Source organism: Paenibacillus sp. J31R122 (genome assembly GCF_056269185.1).
In genome coordinates, this window is sequence record NZ_JBWDNM010000004.1 from 33,442 (window position 1) to 57,167 (window position 23,726).

General features: G+C 43.0%; 6 protein-coding genes. All 6 read left to right on the top strand.

What is annotated here, in order from left to right; all coding sequences use genetic code 11:
* Positions 1-101 precede the first annotated feature (101 nt).
* The 6 genes from AC0YN7_RS08470 (at position 102) to AC0YN7_RS08495 (ending at position 23,610) form a co-directional block, all read left to right on the top strand.
* A complete protein-coding gene (locus AC0YN7_RS08470) occupies positions 102-2,486 on the top strand; it encodes a helix-turn-helix domain-containing protein (RefSeq protein ID WP_475809538.1) in 2,385 nt (794 codons plus the stop codon).
* Between the two features lie 362 nt (positions 2,487-2,848).
* Positions 2,849-8,272 carry a discoidin domain-containing protein gene (locus AC0YN7_RS08475; protein ID WP_475809539.1) on the top strand — a complete coding sequence of 1,808 codons (5,424 nt, stop codon included), beginning with the start codon at positions 2,849-2,851 and terminating at the stop codon, positions 8,270-8,272.
* 358 nt (positions 8,273-8,630) lie between these two features.
* Positions 8,631-14,534 carry a discoidin domain-containing protein gene (locus AC0YN7_RS08480; RefSeq protein ID WP_475809540.1) on the top strand — a complete coding sequence of 1,968 codons (5,904 nt, stop codon included), beginning with the start codon at positions 8,631-8,633 and terminating at the stop codon, positions 14,532-14,534.
* Positions 14,535-14,625: 91 nt separating this feature from the next.
* Complete coding sequence (locus AC0YN7_RS08485) at positions 14,626-15,447, top strand: helix-turn-helix domain-containing protein (RefSeq protein WP_475809541.1); 822 nt, start codon at positions 14,626-14,628, stop codon at positions 15,445-15,447.
* A gap of 122 nt (positions 15,448-15,569) precedes the next feature.
* On the top strand, positions 15,570-18,554 hold the full coding sequence (locus AC0YN7_RS08490; RefSeq protein ID WP_475809542.1) for a malectin domain-containing carbohydrate-binding protein: 2,985 nt from the start codon (positions 15,570-15,572) through the stop codon (positions 18,552-18,554).
* 49 nt (positions 18,555-18,603) lie between these two features.
* The gene (locus AC0YN7_RS08495) at positions 18,604-23,610 is read left to right on the top strand and encodes a cohesin domain-containing protein (protein WP_475809543.1); all 5,007 of its coding nucleotides are present in this window, start codon (positions 18,604-18,606) and stop codon (positions 23,608-23,610) included.
* Positions 23,611-23,726: the final 116 nt, after the last annotated feature.

The window sequence follows — 23,726 nt, forward strand, 5'->3', positions numbered from 1 at the left end:
ATCTACAAAGAGTCATTAATGGTTGTGACGATATAGGGGTAATTATGCTAGTATGATAATAATAAATACATAGAAAATCGTAGTTGTACTAGGGGGTCACAATGAAGCAAACAAGTGTAATAAAAAGAAGCAGTACGAGCTTTCTGCGCAAATCTTTTTTCTCTTTTCTGATTATTACGATTCTTATCACTGTGTTGCTTACTGTATTTTTGACCATTAATTATTTGCGCACTAGTATTTCAATGATTAACCGTTTTAATCATGAGCTGATTGGACATTACAATTACAGTATTACCTACCTAGATGAGACTGCAAAGAAATTGGGGAATACACTGTACGGTGATAAAGATATTCTCAAATTCATTAATATGAAGAAAAATGATGATCTCGTAGCGATTATGGCAAGCAAGGTCATTGATAGGCACTTTCTAACACTGAAAGATATCGAGAGCGTGTACCTATACAATGCGGGGATGGATGTTTTTTATTCATCTAGGACTGGCGAACGTAAAACAGCCTCTACATTTTCGGATCAGGCGATTGTATCACTGCTAACTGACAAAAAATTTGTAGCTGATTATAATGGTCGGCCTATTTTGACAGCTGTAGATGAAGCGACGCAATCGGCTGATACATGCTCATATATATTATTTGAACAGGGAGAGACCGCGTCAGGCCTGAAAAATGCCATTGTCGTTAACATTCGAACGAAAACGCTTACGGAATCAATTCAAGCGATCAATGGTAATGACCCTGAAACGAAATCGTCCTTTTTAGTAGTTGATACGAACGGGTCTATTCTAAGTAAGACGCTTACACCAGAGTTTGAACATAATATGGGTGAAGTACGCGTATTAAGCCAGCAAGCACATGAATTCGAAAGAAGCAATAATCAGATAAGAAAAATTGGTGGAATCAGCTATCTTGTATCAAGTAGTAAAAGTAATGCAAACAACTGGTACATCATGGGCCTTACTCCTGTTAAAGAAACGTTCAAAGAGGTAATTAAAGCATCATTTATGTCTGTAGGTATCGTAGTTGTTATATTCATAATTTGTGCAGTCATTTGTTTGTATTTGGCTCGTAGACTGAACTATCCGATTCAAACGATTACGAAAATTATAAACGGCGAAGCTCCTGAAAAAAATGATACAGTTATTTCAGAGATGGAAGAATTCGACTATATCTTATCTGTATTTGAATCTATGAAGGAGAAAAATCAACAGCTTGACAAAATAATCCATGATGCAGGCTATGCTGTCAAAGAAGATTTTCTCAATGCATTATTAAGTGATAGCACCACACACTCCAAAGACAAAGTGCTGGAGAAGCTGCATGACATCAATTTGGATTATATCGCGACCAGTCAGCTGTGTATGTGTCTCATTAAAATCGATAATTACAGCAAATTTGTATCTGTGAATAGCCAGAAGGAACGATGGGCACTACGCTATGCTATTGTAAATATTGCAACAGAACTGGCAGAGGAGTATGGTGTGTGTGAAATCTTCAGCAGTGAGCCCGATAAATTCGTAGTGCTTATGGATTGTTCCACAGTAACCCAATATAAAGTGCTGCAGGAGAAAATAGAGCGTTATTTACGCGAGGTGCAGAGTAATACGCTTAAGTATCTCCGTATTTCTTTATCAATGGCGTACAGTACGATGTTTCAGGGACTCGAGCATTTGCCTAGCATGTATAATAATATGAAGGGCTCCATTCTCTTGAAAATGCGCTACGGACATGGCTCTATTATTACTCCTTACATGATGGATGAAATCAACACGGATAATTTCCACATCTCCGTCAAGAAAGAGGAGCAGTTAATCGAGAAAGTGCTCGAGGGCAATTATGAATTTGCTGCTGCAATCTATCAAACGTTAAGTCCAAAGCTATATCAATACACGTACGACGAGATCTTGAATTGCATTATTCATTTGATTTACAGCATTTACTCGAATGTGTTAAGTAAGATGCCTGCTGTAAAGGATAGCCAGGATTTAACTCTGCAGCAGTTTTTACGCGGGATCCAAAATGCAGAGGTGAGTACAGATATAGACAGCGTGATGGATGCGTTTTTACAGAAGCTATGTTATAAGGTAGGAGCTCTCAAAAATACATCTAATAGTAATGACCATTTGATACAACGCGTTATCGGAATTGTCGATCAAGAATATTCCAACAGTGAATTATGCCTTAGCTTTATCGCCGAGAAACTAAGGCTATCATCGAACTATATCGGCCAAATATTCAAAACAGTACATGGACAGTCTATTGCGCAGTATATTTTCGATACGCGAATGCAAAAGCTGGATGAATATATGCGTAATACGCAACTGCCTTTAATGTCCATTATTGAAAAGGTGGGACTAGAGAGAAATAATTATTTTTATACGCGCTTTAAAAAGCATTTTGGAATGTCCCTGAGTGAATATAGACTGCAACTGGGGCAAGAAATAGATCATGAAAATGATATGACAGTTTAATAGTAGATTTTCTGCCGAAGAGCCTAATTCCATTGAGGAATTGGGCTTCTTTTTGCTTGATAGACGTGTAATCAGGAGTTATCCCGAATTTCACGATATGTTCGAATCGAATATCAAAAAACAGTAAAATTAGTTCTTTTAAAGAACATCGATTGAGAAATATTAGAGGAATGCGTACTTTTTCGTGTATTCAGATTATTAAATGCTTGTTATTATCTGCTTGCAAAGGAAGTTGTCTTCATCGGTTTTGAAAACGTTTTCCTGATACGAATCGCATTAGACAAAGGAGGTATTCGAGCAAACCAACGAACTATCAGTCAGGAGATTCAGTTAAATCATGTAAAAGAAAAGAGGGATTGCAATTGAAGCTTAAAAAACGTGTGAAAAAAGTAATTTCTGTTGGCGTAGCGTTATCCATGATAGCTGGTATTTTCACTTTTGGGCCCAATGCTCCACGGGCAGATGCACAGCAGGCATCAGGAAGTGCCCCGTTTATTAATAGCTGGCTGTTAGCGGGTCCTTATGATACAGCAGTTGCGGATGAAATCTATGGCACGGTCATTCCGGAAAATAGAAATGTGGCGCCATCGGCGAAAATAACGGCGTCATCGGCGACTTTTGCATCCAATCCTCCTGCTTTCGTTGCTGACGGTAGCTCGAGAAATCAGTGGGTAACTGAAAATGACAATGCACCTTGGTTGAATTTCAAGTGGGAAACACCGATAAAAATTGGTGCTGTAACGATTGCGCAGTGGGGAGATAGCAGACATGTCAATCAATATTATCACCTCACTTTTAAATTTGACGATGGAACAACATCGGACACGATTAGAGTGGACAGTACGTCTGGCGATGCAAGTAAACCAACTATTTTCACGCCGAGTACTACGCTTCAAAATGTGGTGGAAATGAAGGTTGAAATCGATAAAGGCAGATCGCCGTATCCTAGTATTACAGGGGTTAGTGAGCTGGAAGTATATGAAGCTTCACTATCGGATCCTTCAAGCGCAGACAGACCGATTGACGGAAACTGGGCTAGAACGGCTGCAGCAACTTCAAGCTCTACTTGGAAAACTGGCCCTGATGCTTTCCCAGGTGGAACAGATTCCGCTTCGAAGTTGCCGAAGTTTGCTATTGACGGCGATAAGAATACGGAGTGGATTTCGCAAATGCATGATACAGGCGGCGCACCATCTTCTTGGCCGAATTGGGATCCTACACCGACGTTATATTTGACATGGAAGCAACCTGTCAAAGTGAAACAAATCGAGGTGTTTGACCGACACAATACAGCTTGGCCGGCCAATACATCGGATGTTCAGAAGGTGAATTACACGTTAAAAGGTGCAAATAATGAAGTGTTGGGGACGGGTACAATCACCAATATCGATCCAAAGGGAGTAAACCCTGGTGTAGTAACGCTTGAACAGGCCGTGAACAATGTTTCAAAGGTGGAACTGTTGATTGTACATGACGGGCAGAAAAATTTGAAAAATGTCGGTCTAGGTTTGACTGAAGTTAATGTATTTGACGGCGATGGGATTGTTGAAACCGTAGATCCAGAACCGACAGCTCATATTACACCGAAAATCGGCGAAGCCTTGACTAGCGGTGAAGGCAATCAGAATTGGGAATATTTCGATGACCGGATTTGGAATAGAAACTATGATGATTACCAAGATTTATATGGCTACTACACGGTGAAAAAAGGTATCGAAACACAGAATAAGTTTGTATATGCGAATACTTATGTGTATAGCCCAAATGCACAAAATGCTCAGTTTAGGTTTGGTTCCAGCGGCGTAAACCGCTTGTTCGTCAACGATATTGCGGTAACTAAACCATCATTAGCTGCCGAAGTACATAAGGATATGACAATAGCGAACATTAAATTAAAAGCAGGCTGGAATAAAATTCTATTACAGATAAAGCATAGCTTCACCGAGGATCTGAATGCTAACGGCGTTCCGATTGCGCAGGATGCAAATGTATCTTATCTAGGATTCTACGGTCGCGTGACGGATATCAATGGCAATAAAATTGACAATCTTACTTATTCCGTTACAGGTGAAGATGAGGCATTGTCGATTGCTACGCAAGGATTAAGCGCCAATGATGCGGCTCAAGATAAGGAATTGCCGACGAATATCCTTCCGAAAGGGTATACAGAATGGCCCTATGTTTGGAATAAATCGAACTATACGGCAAAGCATGGCTTGTCCGCTTCTGCTTTCCAGTTTATGGCTAGCGGCGGCAAGCCGGGCTATATATGGACTGTAGCGGATGGTGCCCTTCCAGATGGTTTAACGTTAAAAACTGACGGCACGGTTGAAGGATTTGTTAATGCAGCAGTTGACACTTATTCCTTTACGGTTAAAGTGACCGACAGCACCAATGCTACAGCAACAAAAGTATTCGAGATTGAAGTCAAGGATCGTCCGAATCGGTGGTTTGAAGAAGGAAGAGTCTCTGCGCTCAGTCATACAGGCCCTATATACAATTGGTTTGTAGACCCGAATTATTCGATAGATCTGTGGGCACAGCGAGCAAAGGCACAGGGACATTCTCTCGTTTCTGTGGAAGCATTACAGCAAAATTATTATTGGCCATCCAAATTCGCAGATCCTAAGCATAGTCGTAATCTGTATATGCCTAAGGATGAGAACGGGAAGGTGAAAGACGGTCTCAAGGCTTTTGAAGAATCGATAAAACGCTACGGGATAAAATTTGGCTTGTATTACGCAACGGAGGGCGGGGGTTTGCAGCATAATTCCACAGACGTGTTTGTACAAAATGTGGAGAATCTCATTCAACGTTATGATCCTGCCTATCTATATTTTGATGGTCCGCAGGCAATGCCTAATGCTAACTATGATGTGATGTACAGCAATGTGCGCAATTATAGTGATGACATTATTATTAATGCAAATGCATGGACGCAAGAATATGGAGATCCGGATCTTAGAACAACCGAATCAAGTCATATCTTTGCAGGTGGCGGCGGTTCCAACCTAACAAAGCGGACGATTGCAGAGCCTTGGAAATCAGTTCATACGCTTAATAACTATACGCCGTATTATGAAAAACGTGATGACTATAGACAGGTTACGAAAGAAATGATTATGAACGCTGGTCGTGGATTTGTCGATAATAACGACCAAATGCCTATAATGAGTCGCGGCCCAAACTGGGACAGTCCAGAAAATATTGCAACTAGATATCCGAAATCGCTGCAGGAATTTATTGATGTTCGCGAAGGGCTTGCCGCTTGGTTTGCCCCAGAAGGCAAGCCAGAAAGACATGAATCTACAACTGGAACGATGCCGTACTTCTTGGATGGCTTCGGATATACGGACGACGGAAAAGGAAATATTGCAAAGTTTGAAAGCGGCAAAGGTCCTGATTGGGGATATGCCATGTCCAGAGACAACAATATTTATCTACATCTGATGGAGGGGCCAGATGGAAAAAAAGGTTACAGCGGAAATTCACTCACGATCAGTCCTGTGAAAGATACCGTTACACATATTTCTTGGCTCAATGAAGACGAATCTTTAAGTTTTACGCAGACTGGTGAAAGTGTAACGATTGATTTAACTGGCGTTTCACGTGACCCCGTGGACACGATTGTGAAGCTAGTTACCGACAAGCAAGAGCGGAAATACAAGCTTACAAATTTAATTACAACTGGTCAACAAGTAACACCTGACACGCTACAAGTTAATGTGGAAGGATATATGCATTATCCCGCATTGAAAGTACGTTTCGAGCAAGGTAAGCTTACGTTCAATAGCAATCAACCGAATATTGCATCGGTTGATGTGGGTGGCGTTGTTCAGGCAATCGCTGATGGAGAGGCTGCTATTACGGTAAATGGAATCTATGATGGCTTTGCACAATCAGGCGTTCTGAATGTTACTGTTAAGGATGGCAAGGTGTATGTCAAGGACACGATGATCGGCGCGTCTCTATGGATTGAAGACCGAGAAGCTTATGGGGAATTCGCTAGCTATGATCAAATGGATTACACGCTGGAAGGACGTTCTTTGCAAGGCGGAGCAATTGGGCTTCATGCGGCAACGATTACGATGAAATCAGGTATTGTTAATCTGAAAGGCGGAACAGTATATGAGCCGATTTCGATTACAGAAACCGATATCGTTACCTTTGCTAATGGCAAAGTCGTTCCAAAACCTGTGTCAGAACTAACGAGAGCCGTGATTTGGGCAGAGGTTGAATTGGACGGGAAAATCGTTACATCCAACCGAGTTTTTATGGATCTTCAGCCATTTGGGAATGTGGTTAAGGGAGCAGAAATTACAGCGAGCACCAGTCAAGGAAGCTTTACACCAGATAAAGTTATTGACGGCAAATTAATTGAAGGTGCGTCAACAGACAACTCCAAATGGTCAGTACCTGGTAATACTCAATCATGGATTGCCTTTAAATTGCAGCATGAAGCCGATATCAAAAACGTGGCAATCAATTTTAATACGTTGAACCAAAGCTACTACAACACTCCGAAAAAGATGGACATTCAAATCAGTGAAGATGGTGCAAACTGGCAGACCGTCAGTACAGTTACTCCACCGACCGGCGGCGCTTACTTTGGTTTCTCTACTGTTTATGCAGTAGAAGGAATATCGAAGTACGTAAGACTATTGTTCCCGAATGGCGGTAATTCCGTTAATCTTGATCTGCTTGAAGTGGCAATCAACGGAATAGCCATAGAAGAACCAGTCCCGGTTGAAAAAGGAGCATTAAGTGATCTCGTTGCCAATGCAGAATTATTGTACTCGAATGAAGAAGAGTACACGGCAGACACATGGGCGGCACTTCAAGAGGCTCTTGCAGCTGCAAAAGTAATAGAAGCGGACGTAGCTGCTACGCAAGTACAAGTAGATGCAGCGGCAACTGCGTTAAGTGAAGCAATGGCTGCGATGAAAGCTGCCGAAGCCAGCTATAGCCTAATTGCTACGGGAGCCGCCAGCGTCATTGCAGGCGAGTCCTTTGATGTAACCTATACGCTCAGCAATGTTGCAGAAAGCGTTTATGCACTGGATCAAACGATCCATTATGACAGGGCCCAAGTCGAATTGCTTTCAGTCGATGCCTTGCAAAGTGGATTTTCGATCGTCGGAAAGAAAGAAGGAGAAGGTGAGGTTCGCATTCTGATGGCAAGTGCAGGGTCTGGAAGTGCAATAAAGCAGACGGCTCCTGTATTGAAACTGAACTTCAAAGCCAAAGAGGCTGGCCAAAATGTAACGAGCTCCATATTCTTAACCGATGTAGCTGTTGCGGGTGCAAACGGAATTGAAACGACGGTGAGCAATGGTACCGCGTACACGATTCAAATTATCGCAGTGGATAAAGCGGCTTTGCAAGAGCTTATTACAAGTGCGCAAGCATCGCATGATGCAGCAGTAGAAGGAGCTGGAATTGGTCAGTATCCTGCTGGTTCGAAGGCGATATTGCAGGCGGCAATTGATCGTGCTAAGGCAGTAGCGGTTCAAGGCGGAGCTACTCAGGAGCAAGTGGATCAAGCGTTCGCTCAATTACAGGCAGCGTTGCAAGTCTTTACAGCTTCCGTGAATGTAGCGGCTTCTGGTGACTTGAATGGAGACGGTAAATTCAGCATCGGTGATCTCGCGCTCGTCGCAGCTGGTTATGGCAAGAATTCTGTTGATGATCCGGACTGGGCTATGTATGAAAAAGCAGATATGAACGGTGACTTTAAAATTGACATTGTTGACCTGGCAGAGGTTGCTAAATTGATAATGGGCTAACAACGAATGGGGGAGGTTTAGTGCCTCCCCTTATTTTTATTGTTCGTAAACTACTTAAGGATTTACAATAGAGCCGAATTTCACGATACGTTCGAGTAGAATATCAAAAAACAGAGAAATTCGTTCTTTTCGAAGAAAGCAATTAAGAAATATTTAAGTTAATTGTACTTTTTCGTGTATTCGGATTTTTAATCGCTTGTTATTATTAGGTTGCAAAGGTATGTGTCCTCACTGTCTATGTAAGCGTTTTCCATGAAACCAATGCTACAAAATGTATCGCAAAAGGAGGCGATTGGGCAAATCAACCCGACTTGGCGAATGCCGAGAAGCTATTTAAAAATAAAGGAGGAAAAAAGAAATGGTTCATCGATTTAAAAAATTCATTTCCACAACACTTGCTGTAGTAATGATTGCTACACCATTAATAATGGGACTTCCTAACACGAAAGTATCTGCACAGCAAACTGCGGGGAATGCCCCGTTTATTAACTCGTGGCTAGTATCTGGTCCTTACGATTCGGCTTCAGTGGAGAAGATTTATGGATGCGCAACTGGAGAAATCGTAAATTTGGCACCAAAGGCTTCGGCGATTACGGCTTCTTCGGCAACTTTGTCGCCGAATCCCGTTTCTAATTTAGTTGATGGTACGACAGGCAAGCAATGGGTAACAGAAAGAGATACTAGTCCGTGGGTTCAATTCAAATGGAGCGAACCAATTGCGCTCAGTGAAGTGAAAATCGCGCAGTGGGGTGACTCACGGCATGTGAACAACTGGTACCATATTACATTTACCTTGGCTGATGACAGCACGGTAGAATCCGGAAAGATCGACAGTACCTCAAACCAATCTTCACAGCCAACTGTTTATTCCAGAGCTGTGCTGGAAAATGTTGTGGGCATGAAGATAGAAATCGATAAAGGTCGTACGCCATATCCGAATATTACAGGTATTTCCGAGGTTGAAGTATATAATCGGCCTTCACCTGCATCTGGTGAAGCAGGCGCAGTAATTGCGCCTAAGATCGGCGAGTCTATTAGCGAAGAAATCACAAGCAGCAAATGGGAATACTTCGACGACCGCATTTACAACCGGAACTACGATGATTATCAGGATCTGTACGGCTATTATACGGTGAAGAAGGGTATGGATACACGGAACAAATATGTATACGCTCACACCTATGTATACAGCCCGGTAGCGCAGCAAGCATATTTCAATGTCGGCGCCAGCGGTTCTTATCGTTTGTATGTCAACGATAAGTGTGTTACCCAACCGACCACGCCGGTGGAAGTCCATAAGGATTTAACCAAACAGGCCATCCAGCTGAAGCAGGGCTGGAATAAACTGATGATTCAAATCAAGCATACGTATACGGAAGATGTGAATGCAAACAACGTTCCGATAGGGCAAGATCAGAATGTCGCCTATCTTGGATTTTACGGGAGAGTCGCTGATTCTAACGCCAATAAGCTGGGTGGTCTTGTGTATTCCGTAACGGGGGATTCGAGTGGACTGGAAATCGTGACCCAGGGTCTGTCGACCGACGATGCGATTCAAACTCCAATGCCAACCAACAATATGCCGATAGGTTATAAGGAATGGCCATATGTATGGAATAAATCTATAACGGCTAACAAATTCGGAGTTGCCGCATCGGCTTTTCAATTTATGGCGAGTGGAGGCGCACCAGGATATACATGGGAAATTATTGATGGTGAATTACCTGACGGACTGGAATTAAATACAGACGGCACCATTGCCGATGGATTAGTGAACGGAAATGTCAATCTGAACAGCGACAAAGGCATTATCAGTATCGATAGTGCACCGGGAGATTACTCATTCACCGTTCAAGTAAGCGACAAAAATGGAAATACAGCTGTAAAGGATTTTACGATCACAGTCCAAGAGCGTCCGAATAAATGGTTCGAAGAAGGGCGGGTAGGTGCATTATCGCATACCGGTCCAATCTACAATTACTTTGTCGATCCCAATTTCTCCGCTGATTTATGGGCAGAGAGAGCAAAAAGACAAGGGCATTCATTAGTGTCGGTTGAAGCGCTACAACAAAATTATTACTGGCCGTCCAAATTTTCAGATCCGAATCATGACCGACAAAAATATCTTCCAAAGGATGAAAATGGTCAAGTCGTAGATGGATTGAAACAGTTTGAAGAAGCAGTAAAACGTCATGGTATCAAATTTGGCTTGTATTATGCAACCGAGGGTGGAGGTCTACAGCATAGGTCTACAGATGTGTTTGTGCAAAATGTTGAGGATCTTATTTTGCGCTATGATCCGATATACCTTTACTTTGATGGTCCCCAAGCCATGCCTAATTCCAATTATGACGTAATGTACAGCATGGTGCGCAATTATAGCAATGAAATCATTATCAACTCGAATGCATGGGGTGCAGAGTACGGTGATCCGGATTTAAGAACTGCCGAAGCAAGCCATATTTATGCAAACACAGGAGGCAATCATCTTGTGAAACGCACTACTATGGAGCCATGGAAGTCCGTTCACACCAAGAACAACTATACGCCATACTATGCGAAACGTGATGATTATCGTCAGGTCGCTAAAGAAATGATCATGAATGTCGGCAGAGGCTATGTGGACAACAATGACCAAATGCCAATAATGAGCCGTGGAACGAACTGGGATTCTCCGGAGGATGTTGTAACAAGATACCCTAAATCCCTTCAAGAGTTTATCGATGTTCGAGAAGGGCTTGCAAGCTGGTTCGCGCCCGTAGGCAAGCCGGAAAGACACGAGTCTACCACCGGCACAATGCCCTATTTCTTGTCGGGCTATGGCTACGTAGATGACGGAAAAGGAAACTACGAGAAGTTTGCTTTCCCGAACAGCACGACAGGCCCGCAATGGGGGTATGCAACCTATCGGGACAACAATATCTACCTGCATATTATGAAAGGCCCTGATAGCAAAAAAGGATTTGGTGCGATTGCTAACAAGGTGTTAACTATTAGTCCAGTTAAAGATCATGTGACAAAGGTAACATGGTTAAATGAAGACAAAGCAGTTGAATCATTTGAGCAGAACGGAGACAGCTTGACAATCAATCTTGCTAACGTTCAAGAGGATTCGATCGATACGATTATTAAGATCGAAACGGACAGTACTGTTCGGAAATATACGCTTACTGATATTGTCACGACAGGTCAGCAGTTGACACCGGCATCGCTACAAATCAATGCCGAAGGATATATGACCTTCCCTGCGCTTAAAACTAAGCTTATCGGTATCGAGTACATCAGCGCGGATACTGGAATTGCGACGGTTAACAGCAGCGGTATTGTGACACCGGTATCGAACGGAACAACGACCATCACGGTAAGTGGTACTTACGATGGGGTAACCAAACAAGGTGCGTTAAAAGTAACGGTAAAAGACGGCAAAATTTATAGTGGCGAAACGATGATAGGTGCGACTTTAAACATTAACGGAAAAGAAGCCTATGGCGAGCACGGCACATTAGAAGGGCTTCGTTATCAAATCGAAGGCAGATCGTCGAAAGGTGGACCTATCGGGCTTAACGCAGCACAGATTCAATGGCATGGCGGAATTATCGATCTGAAAGCGGGCGATAAATATACGCCTGTTGCGATCCAAGAAGTAAATACGTTTACGTTTAATTCAGATGAAATCTTAACGCCTTATGTAGAACAACCTACACGAGGAGTCGTTTGGGCCGATGTAACGCTGGACGGCAAAAAATTCACGACGAATAGAGTGTTTTTGGACCTGTTACCGCACCAAAACCTTGCAAAGACTGCTGAAGTGACGGCTAGTCACGAGCAAGCTGCAGTCGTTCATCTGGTTGATGGTAAAGCCATTGATGGCATTCATGTTGATCAATCCAAGTGGTCGGTGCCAGCGGGTGAACAGGCGTGGATTCAATACAAGCTGCCGGCAAAGTCTGACATTGCCAATGTAACTATCAATTTTAATTCATTAGAGCAAAGTTATATCAACACGCCTAAAACAATCAAATTTCAAACGAGCATTGACGGCATGGAATGGAAGGATGCCGGCACAGTTAACGGCCCGACGGGCGGCGCTTACTTCGGATTCTACAACTCCTATCCGTTAATCGCCGAAGCGCAGTATGTGAGACTCGTCTTCAACGGTGGATCGAATGGTTCAACGATTGATTTGCTCGAAGTGGCTATAAATGGAACTGACAAGTCCCATTTGTTCGACAACTTCAACTATGTGTATAAGCCGATTGATGCAGCTGCTGGTAAATTTGACATTCAGGCCTATACGGGTTTGGGTGAACTGATGGATATGAATGACGCCGAGATCACGGTAACAAGCGCTAATCCGGATGTCATTGCGGTAGGTAATTCCAACCTACTGACTGCTGTCTCACAGGGGATGGCCAAATTGAACATCAAGGTCACAATAGGCGGACGTTCTATCAATCAAGTTTCATATTTATTTGTTGATGCGCAAGGAAAACTCTATGAAGCGGCCTATTTGGACAAAGTTAACGTTAGCCTAAATAAAACGACAATAAAGCCTAATGAACCCATCGTTGCTACATTAGAAGGCTTGCTGAGTAATGGTGAACAAGCAGATTTGTCGAGGGCTACTGTGGCATATCAATTTAGCGACAGCAGACTTGCTGTTGTGGAAGGCAGTAATACGATCATCGTGACAGACGATGTTCGCAACGGTTTTCAAGCAACAGTTACGGTAAATGCTATTTTAGATGGGGTGACCGTTGCAAGCCATCCAGTGTCAATTAAAGTAGCGGGAAGTAATATCGCATCGACTTCGACCGTGACGGCGAGCTCAGCTTATAACACTACTTCCTATACGGAGCGAAATGCGATAGACGGGAATCGGACGACGCCATGGGCTAGCCTAGGTAGTCTGGGCAACCCATGGATCAAGCTGACGTTCGATCAGGAAGTTACGCTCGGCAGCATCAATCTCGTGGAACGGGAAAATTCGCCACTTGACGTGTTTACGAATGCCAAACTCGAATGGGAAGGCGGATCAAGAGAGTTGTCAGGACTGAAAGCTAGTGGAGATAATATAGTGGATTTTGAAACGCCAATCACAACCAGTTGGGTGAAGCTAACGATCACGAAGATCGCTAACAATCCCGGACTGATGGAGTTTGAGGCGTTCGAAGCGCAGAAGCCATTTGTGAAAACAATCGTAGACTACAAATCGGTCACTGTGGACACGAAGCAAGGTGAAATCCCAGCATTGCCTGCACAGGTGGAGGCTGTATACAACGATGGGACTACCGGTATGATTGACGTTGCCTGGGATTCTATTACACCGGACATGGTGGCGAACAAGGGCGTGTTCTCTGTTGCAGGCACAGTTGAAGGAACAACAGCGAGAGCTAAAGCAATAATAACTGTTACAGCAAATGTCGAAACTGCTAGCTACAGCTTAATTGCTTCGGGAGACGACAGCGTCATTGCAGGCGAGTCCTTTGATGTGACCTATACGCTCAGCAATGTTGCAGAACACGTGTATGCGCTGGATCAAACGATCCATTATGACCCAAGTCAAGTCGAATTCCTTTCAGTCGATGCGCTGCAAAGTGGGTTTTCGATTGTTGGACAGAAAGCTGGAGAAGGTGAGCTTCGAATTCTGATGGCAAGTGCTGGGTCTGGAAGTGCAATAAAGCACACGGCTCCAGTATTGAAACTGAACTTCAAGGCCAAAGCGGCTAGCCAAAACGTAACGAGCTCCATCTTCTTAACCGACGTAGCTGTTGCGGGTGCTGGCGGAATCGAAACGACGGTGAGCAATGGTACCGCGTACACGATTCAAATTATTGTCGTGGATAAAGCGGCATTGCAAACGCTGATTACAAGTGCGCAAGCATCACATGATGCAGCGGTAGAAGGAACTGGAATCGGTCAGTATCCAGTAGGTACGAAAGCGATATTGCAAGCGGCAATTGATCTTGCCAAGGCAGTAGCGGTTCAAGGCGGAGCTACTCAGGAGCAAGTGGATCAAGCGATTGCTCAATTGCAGGCAGCGTTACAAGCCTTTACAGCATCCGTGAATATAGCGGCTCCTGGTGACTTGAATGGAGACGGTAAATTCAGCATCGGTGATCTCGCACTCGTCGCAGCTGGTTATGGAAAGAATTCTGTTGATGATCCGGACTGGGCTATGTATGAAAAAGCGGATATGAACGGTGACTTTAAAATTGACATTGTTGATCTAGCAGAGATTGCTAGATTGATACTAGGTTAACAACGGATGGGGGGAGGTCCAGTGCCTCCCCTTTTTTTTAATTCTGCTGAATCAATTGTGGTAACCATGGTTGGAAGGGGGAATAAGACATATGAAAAATGAAATGGAATCCGCTTTTCCTGCTTTTCGTATTTTGAAAGCATCACCGGGCACCATTGTATATTCACCAGGCAGTCAATTCGGACCACGTGTTCAGCGGGATTGGCAGCTTTTCATATTAGATTCGGGATCTCTTCATTTATGGATAGATGAAGTATTACATATTGTTCAACCTGGCCATGTTGTACTTCTGAAGCCTGGTCATCGGGAGAGATTCGAATTTGCTAGAGAGAAAGAAACTTGGCATCGATGGATAACTATAGAAGTGGAGCAAGGCTCGACGGAGATTGAAAATGCTTTTAAGCAACTGCCTTTTTCTATTCCAGTATCTGAAGAAATGAACCGGCTGGTTAATCAGATGATACCTCTTAAACATAAGTCCGCATGGGAAAATGTAATGCTGCTTCGTGCGCTTGGTTTAACTGCCTTTTATTTGTATGCAGCTGAAGCATGCAAACATGAGAAAGGTCAAGATGAACACCCTGCGGTTTACTTAGCTAAAAATTTCGTTCAAAGACAATATAGCGACAACATTAGTCTATCCGATCTTTCAAAAGCAGCGAATGTTACAGAGGAGCATTTAATTAGATTGTTTAACAAGCATATGAAAATGACTCCAATACATTATTTATGGCAGTATCGTGTCAAACAAGGCGTGGATTTATTAGTCCATACCGGGTTGACTATCACAGAAGTGGCCTATCAATGCGGCTTCAAAACTTCCTATCATTTTGCACGCACGATTAAGAAATGGACCAATCATACACCTACAGATATTCGTAATCAGCACTGGAAAATGAATCAGCTACAATAAATACATAACGATCAATTACAGACACAATAAACAAATTTCAGCCATTGTTGGTGAGACTATCGCGAAGTAAACTTATTTCATAATATACAGATCAACAACGCACAACATTGGAGTGACGATTCATGATTAAACAAAATCTAATTATTTACTCGCGCAACGCTTCCAAGCATGAAAAATTTGCGGCAAAGGAAATACGCAGGTACATTTATTTGCGAACTTCCACCCTTTTACCTATCCTTTCGGAGGATTTCGTTCCAGATGGTGCGAATGGAATTATTATCGGATATCCGGATAGTAGACTGATTAGGGATTCTATTGTGGTAAATGAGCAACGAGAGCAAAAAGAGCAAACAGTGCGTGAACAGAGCTATGAATTGAAAACGCTATCAATCGCTAATGGGGAATGGGTTACCGTAACTGGTGGACGAGATGGAGGATTGCTTTTTGCCGCGTATCGTTTAGCTGAGCATTATGGAATCCGGTTTTCCCTTCATGGTGATATCGTGCCTGACCAAAAAATTCCTTTTTATTTGCCAAACCTTGATGAAACGAGCTCTCCTTTATTTCGTTTACGGGGTATTCTTCCTTTCCATGATTTCCCGGAAGGACCGGATTGGTGGAGTGAAGATGATTATAAAAGCGTACTTTCCCAACTGACGAAGCTGCGTATGAATTTTATTGGACTGCATACGTATCCGGAGAGACCGCGAACAAATCTATATGCTAGTGCGGAGCCAACAACCTGGATCGGACTTGCAGAAGATGTGAAGGGAAATGGCGACGTAACGTACAGTTATCAATCTAGGCATTATACGACTATTAACGGAGCATGGGGTTATGCGGCGCAAACAACGAGCAGCTTTACCAATGGTGGCGATCAGTTGTTCGAGAGAGACGACTATGGTGCGGATTACATGCAAGGTATGGCTCCTTGGCCAAAAGATATGGAAGCAAGTAATGAACTTTTCAATCGTTTCGGACGCGTATTAAAAAACATTTTCGATTATGCGAAGGAATATAACATTACCACATGTTTAGGAATGGAAGGACCTCTTACTATACCAGAAGAAGTTAAATCTCATTTACTAGAGAAAGGATTGAACGCTCAGGAACAAGCGACAGTTCAGCAGCTTTACGAGGGGATTTTTACACGAATCAAACGTGTTCACCCGCTTGATTATTTTTGGTTATGGACACCAGAGCATTGGACATGGGGTGGCAATTCAACAGAACAAACGCAAGCGACATTAACAGATATCCAACTGGCGATCCAAGCCGCAGAAAAAGTAAATCCTGCTATTCAGGTTGCAACAAGCGGCTGGGTACTTGGCCCCCAAGCGGATCGGACATTGTTTGATCGCCATCTTCCTAAATCTGTGCCTTTCAGCTGCATTAATCGAAATCTCGGACTTGATTTCGTGGAGCCAAGCTTTCAAGTGATTAAAGAACGTCCAACGTGGGCAATTCCTTGGGTGGAAGACGATCCTGCTATGAATTTGCCGCAATTGTGGGCAGGTCGGATGCGTCGTGATGCCGCAGATGCGCTATCTTATGGCTGCGAAGGATTAATGGGCATCCATTGGAGAACCAAAGTGATTGATCCAACCTTTGCTGCTCTTGCAGCTGCAGGCTGGGAGCAAGCAAGCTGGAATCCCGACTTCGGAAAACAAGTGGAAACGGACTATAGTTCTGAAGGATGTACAGGGGGGCAATCCAAACAATTAGAAACAATGTTAAATTGTTCAGATGAAATCTATGATACCGTTCGAATAGGAATGAAAGGATACCGTTTGCAAATACCCAACGGCACCTATAAATTGACGCTGAAATTCAAAGAGTGGGAAATGAAAGAACCAGGCAAACGAGTTTTTGATGTATACACGAATAGCGGTGTAGGGGCAAGACTTTTTCAACTCGACATCTTTGCTGGGGCTGGCATTAATAGGCCTTGGGAACGTTCGATCGAAGAAGTAAAAGTATCGGATGGAGTGCTTGATTTAACGTTTAGAAGTCATAACGGCGAAGCTTGTTTAAGTGCGATAGAGGTTGTAGGGAAGACCGACGATATTAATCAGTTTGAGGGCTTTGCTTACTCGCGATTTATCAATTGCGGAGGACCAGCAGTTGGTTCATATGAAGCGGATCTGCCAGAGCTTAAAGTCAGAGATCGCGACTTGCCCATTGCAGATTTTTATGAAGATTGGACAACAGCTCAATTTGGTCCAGAAATGGCGGCAGATGCAGCTTCTATTTTTACTGAAATAGATGGTAATCTACCACGTCCAATCAATTGGGTATCAGGTCCGGGCAGTACGATCGAAGTGAATCGAGCACCATGGGATGACGTATCTGCTCAGTATGATTTTATAGAAAAATTAGAAGCTTTACGCAGTCGTATTCAAGGTGCTGGGCATCTGGACCGATACGATTATTGGCTCAATCAATTCCGGTTTGTACGCGCTGCTGCCCAGATTGGCTGTACGTTAGGACTATATGAAAGGGTGCTAGGAGGACTTCATGCGGATACCTCCATTGATCATAAACAAATGATTGCTAACGCTCAGCTATTACCGATTTACAAACAACTAGAAGCTCAGTATTCGGAATTAAACGGTTATTTGCTAGCAACCATATCTACACCCGGTGAAATGGGAACCTTTGCCAATATTCAGCAACAGACCATGCAGACTCAGCTTCATAAACTTGGTAAGGAGCTTGAGGATTTACTCGGCAAGCCGCTTCCAGAAGATGCACTGCCGCCTAATGTTTTTTCGGGTAAATCACGATTGGTCGTTCCAACAGTTCGCACGAGCATTGGAGTTGGTGAGATGCTCCAACTGAAAGTGATCATTATTTGTAATGTAACAAGTCCAGCAGACGCAACAGTTTATTGGAGACATCTTGGACAAGAGGATTTTCAAAAAGCAACATGCACTCATGTCAACCGCGGTGTTTATCAAGTTTCCATATTGCCGGAATCAGATGAAGATTTCGAATACTTTATTGAAGCTATTATTGAAAACAATGAGAAATTAAAATTTCCAGTAACTGCGCCGGCCATAAATCAAACAGTTGTTCGATATGAAGGAGGTGGTGTGAACGGGTAATCGGACAATAAATCCTATTAATAATAAAAATGAGAGGAAAGGTGTTTTCATGCTCAAGAGATTACTGAGTATCGTTCTCGCGGCGTCTATGACTTTAACAATGTTTGGAATATCGGTAGCCAATGTGAGGGCCGAAACCGTACAGCATGGCAATATTCAGGCACAAATCTTTGTATCACCCACAGGGAATGACGAAAACCCAGGAACCTATGAACAGCCGCTTGCTACTTTAGATGGCGCTCGTAATGCTGTTGCAAAAATTAACAGTAATATGACAGGTGATATTTATGTTTTTTTTGCAGCCGGTGATTACTACATTACGAACACAGTAGAATTTGGTGTTGCGGATTCTGGAACAAATGATCATAACATTATTTATCGTGAAATGGATGGACTGGGTACTGTTAATTTTATTGGCGGAGAAAAGGTGGACCCTAACTCATGGACCTTAGTTAACGGTACAGCTGATCCAACTACAAACCCGGATGGAGATTTACCAGACAGTATTTCGAGTATGGTTTATAAAACGTTTGTTGGCACAGGAGATTATCCAAGCAAAAACTTTAATACGCTTTATGTGAATGATTCAAGACAGACTATGGCGCGTTCGCCAAACTTAAATAAACGTCCCAAATTTCCTAGCTCATTTAGTGACTATTACAAAACAACTGGTGGCGGGGCAGGTGGCTCAAACGTTACATCCATGACTTTTAATGACTCTATTCTGGATGCTAACACAAGAAACGGAATGATTAACGCAATGGCGCGCGGTGACTTTGACGCGCAGGTTTATACAGATGATTACGGCGGAGATCGACACTGGGAAAGCAATACACTTATGCTTAGTGGTTATACCACAGGCAAGTTTACTTTTAAAACTGACCCAGCAAAACCTGAATTTAACAGACCCCGCTTTACGGTTGGGGACCGTAGTTCTTTCTTTGTTCAAGGAAACTTAGGATTTCTTGACCAGCCTGGCGAATTTTACTATAACAAAAAAACAGGCTATCTTTATTATTATCCAACAGGCGATATTACACAATTGGATGTCATTATACCTAAAGTAGAGACAATCGTTCTTTTCAAAGGAAATGATAAGGATAATACAGTACATAACATTCAGTTTAACGGAATCAAGTTCGCGGATACCAATTTTCCTGATTGGTATTCACCTTATTGGAACTGGGGCGATACAGGTACGGGTATGGGAAAATATCCGCCGGAAGCTATGAATTCAACCAATCCATCTTATTCCGAAAGTGTAGACCGTCCGCAATTTCAGGTCGGCATAATTAAAATGAACTATGCCTCGTATATAAATATTGAACGCTCTCACATAAAAAACGGAGGCATGAATGGCATTTCATTATATTTAGCAAACCACAATATTACTATTCGTGATAGTTTAATTGAGCATGTCGGTCACGATGGTATTCAAATTGAGGGTGGATATCCTGGTGACCCTATTAATGGAGGCATCAATGGAGAAGGCTACTCGAGAGATAATCTGATCGAAAACACGATTATTCATGATGTGGGTGAATTGGTGCTTTGTTCAGCAGGTATTTCAATGAACAATGCAGGCAGAAACACTGTAAAACATGTCGAGATTTACAACAGCCCTCGTAGAGGATTGCTTCTGCAAGCAGGTTATGCGAGAAATCCGAACAATGTGGGTGGTTTTGGCGACAAATATTTAAACCGTTACAATGATTTATATATTCATAACAATCGTTTTGAATATGTGTATGTACATGATTGCCAACAAGACGGCGGAGATGATGGCACACTCTTTGTCGGTTGGATTTATATGGGGAAAGATCCTGAACCTAACTTTAAACGCAATTATTTTGAACAAGTTATTATAGATCAAACCGCTTCGAATCCTACGATGACAAACCTTACACCTAACAACATCAATACAGACATGGGCGCAAACGGACTAAGCTTTAAAAATGTGATGTCTACTAATTCACAGAACCTTAATTTTGAGGGCGGTTCATATTTCCAAGCTGCTTATGGTGATAAAGCGCTTATTTCAGACAACACAAACTTAAATTATGGGCCAGCATACGATCAAGATCCTACATTCGATCCTTCTAAGATGGAATTCGATAAAATCGGTGTCACTGTTGATTATCCAGCAGAATATAAAACGTCATTGCCTGCTGTCAATAAGCCAACAGATATTTACTTTGAAGACAGCTTTGAGGACAAGGAAATTGATATGGCAAAATGGAGCTACCAAAATAAGCTTCCAAAAACGACTTCGCTCTATATGGCAGGCACACCAATGCAGGATAGTCGTTCTCTGATGATCGATAGTTCCGGATCCGGAAAGCCTGTACTATATCGAGAGTTTCCGCAAGCTTTAAATAAAGTAGTATCAATTAAAATGTATGACCCGTTTGCTATTAATCCAACCGGTTACGATTCGGGCAGACCTTTTAACATGAAAAACTTTTATACTATGGCAAGAGCGGATGACGGAGAAAAGAGTAGAGGTATTGGAGTAAACGCAAATTCAGGCAGCGCAAACTTTAATAACTATGTATTAAATGTTGATGGAGTAGAGCAAGCCACAGCGGTAAAGCGTTCTAATGGCTGGCACGAATTGAAATGGGATTACACGGGAACAGGTGTAACGATGTACATCGATGATGTGCAGGTGTATCAGGACGCAACTGCTTCCCCACTAGAATATTTGCAATTAGGTTCTCCTAATGGTACAGGCGCAAGCTGGTTTGATCAGGTTTATGTTTATGGGGGAGCGCCGGCACCTGCGCTAGGTCCAATTCCAATACAGACTGTACCTGATTACGATACCTCCAACGAGAACAAAACACGACTAGATCTCAATTTTGAAGACGGCGTTGTGCCTAGTTTTAGTCTTAAGGGCGGAATTGCTCCCGTTTTGAGCGTTGTTGCCGATCCCGCAGATCCAAGTAATAAAGTTATGCAAACCGTGATCGGAGATGGGCAAAGTTATTATCAAACGAGTGCCGATTGGAACAACTATATTGTCAATATGAAGTGGAAATTCGTTGGCTGGGGTTCCACTAACATATTAAATCAAGCCTATGATAATTTCACAATTTATATCAACACAAATGGAAAAGAACCAAACCCGCCAGCCTATCAGGTGATCTACCGCAGAAATAAAGGCGGAGTAACCGGTTTTCCTGCTGGAACACCATATTTTGAAGTTAGTAAGCACACTCCAACAAGTGACGTCTCGCTAGGAAGGGTTGCGGTGCCAGCTGGATTTGTTGCAACGGAGTGGCATGATTTCCAAATTCAGACGTATGGCGGTAAAGTCGGATTTGTTGTAGATGGAACCCAAATATTATCGGTTAATGACGGGTCGTACTCTACTGGAGGTGTTGCATTTGGAGGAATTAACTCTACTGTTTTACTAGATGATATAAAGATTATTTCTAATCCGACGTTTGTAAATTATGGTTCAGACTTCAATCTGGGGAATGTATCGTTGTTGGGAACTTATAATCCGAATTATACTACCTACGGTGCAATTGTCAGTGATAATGCTCAACCGGTTACTTTCATTAAACCGGAACCAGTATTGGCGGGTGTAGAGCAGGTGATAACGTTCAACGACGTAGATATTACAGCAAACTTCTCTGACTACACAACTGCAGTAGCGCTTCCAGAACTAAACAATGGAAGAAACAAGCTGGTCATTTCAGAAATCACATCAGCGGGCAGTAAGGACTATACCATTTATATTGATAAAACGTACACAATTTCTTCGATCGCGGCGATTGCGCCGGTAACTACCGAGCTTGGAACAGCTCCTGTATTGCCGACGACAACCGAAGTAACGTTCGGAGACGGTACGAATCAAACGGTGGATATCCAATGGGATCGCGTGAGTACAGCATCTTTAAAGAATGCTACTGGCACGATTACAGTGACAGGAAGGCTGGTCGGATTGAACGGAAAAGTAAGCACAACGGTAAACGTTGCGGGACTTGAGTCGATCAGTGAGCTCACGGATGTTACTACCGTTGCAGGGACTGCGCCTGTACTGGCAGAAACGATTAGTGCTCAATTTACAAATGAATCTAAGGATTTGGCGTTAACATTTGCTGAGTTCGATCCATCCCTGTATGCAAATGCAGGTACAATCATTGCGGTTGCTAATGTTGAAGGTTATCCGGGTAATGTTTTGCAAAAAGTTATCGTGGAAGCAGCACCTGTAACAACTGACTACACCCTAACGGCTACCGGAGCCACAAGCGTCATTGCAGGTGAATCCTTTGATGTGACCTACACGCTCAGCAATGTTGCAGAACATGTGTATGCGCTGGATCAAACAATTCATTATGACCCGGCTCAAGTAGAACTCCTGTCCGTCGATGCCTTGCAAAGTGGATTTTCGATCGTCGGACAGAAAGAAGAGGAAGGCGAGATCCGTGTTCTGTTGGCAAGTTCGGGAACTGGAAGTGCTATAAAGCAGACGGCTCCTGTATTGAAACTGAACTTCAAAGCCAAAGAGGCTGGCCAAAACGTAACGAGCTCCATCTTCTTAACCGACGTAGCTGTTGCGGGTGCTGGCGGAATCGAAACAGCTGTGAGCAATGGTTCCGCGTTCACAATTCAAATTATTGTCGTGGATAAAGCGGCATTGCAAACGCTGATTACTAGCACACAAGCATCACATGATGCAGCGGTAGAAGGAACTGGAATCGGTCAGTATCCAGTAGGTACGAAAGCACTATTGCAAGCGGCAATTGATAGCGCCAAGGCAGTAGCGGGTCAAAGCGAAGCTACTCAGGAACAAGTGGATCAAGCGATCTCCAAATTACAGGCAGCGTTGCAAGTCTTTACAGCTTCCGTGAATGTAGCGGCAGCTGGCGACTTGAATGGAGACGGTAAATTCAGCATCGGTGATCTCGCGCTCGTCGCAGCTGGTTATGGAAAGAATTCTGTTGATGATCCGGACTGGGCTATGTATGAAAAAGCGGATATGAACGGTGACAAAAAAATAGACATCGAGGATCTTGCAGCTATTGCTAGATTGATACTAGGCTAACTACGAATGGGGGGAAGGTGCAAGGGCTTCCCCTTATTTTTTTTCGAAAGGATGAATCAATTCATATGTTTAGAGCATGAAAATAACAGCAGATGATTAATGAAAATTGGGAGGGA

Coding starts and splice junctions, on each gene's coding strand:
- AC0YN7_RS08470 (WP_475809538.1), top strand. CDS start 102: ATGAAGCAAACAAGTGTAATAAAAAGAAGCAGTACGAGCTTTCTGCGC.
- AC0YN7_RS08480 (WP_475809540.1), top strand. CDS start 8,631: ATGGTTCATCGATTTAAAAAATTCATTTCCACAACACTTGCTGTAGTA.
- AC0YN7_RS08485 (WP_475809541.1), top strand. CDS start 14,626: ATGAAAAATGAAATGGAATCCGCTTTTCCTGCTTTTCGTATTTTGAAA.
- AC0YN7_RS08490 (WP_475809542.1), top strand. CDS start 15,570: ATGATTAAACAAAATCTAATTATTTACTCGCGCAACGCTTCCAAGCAT.
- AC0YN7_RS08495 (WP_475809543.1), top strand. CDS start 18,604: ATGCTCAAGAGATTACTGAGTATCGTTCTCGCGGCGTCTATGACTTTA.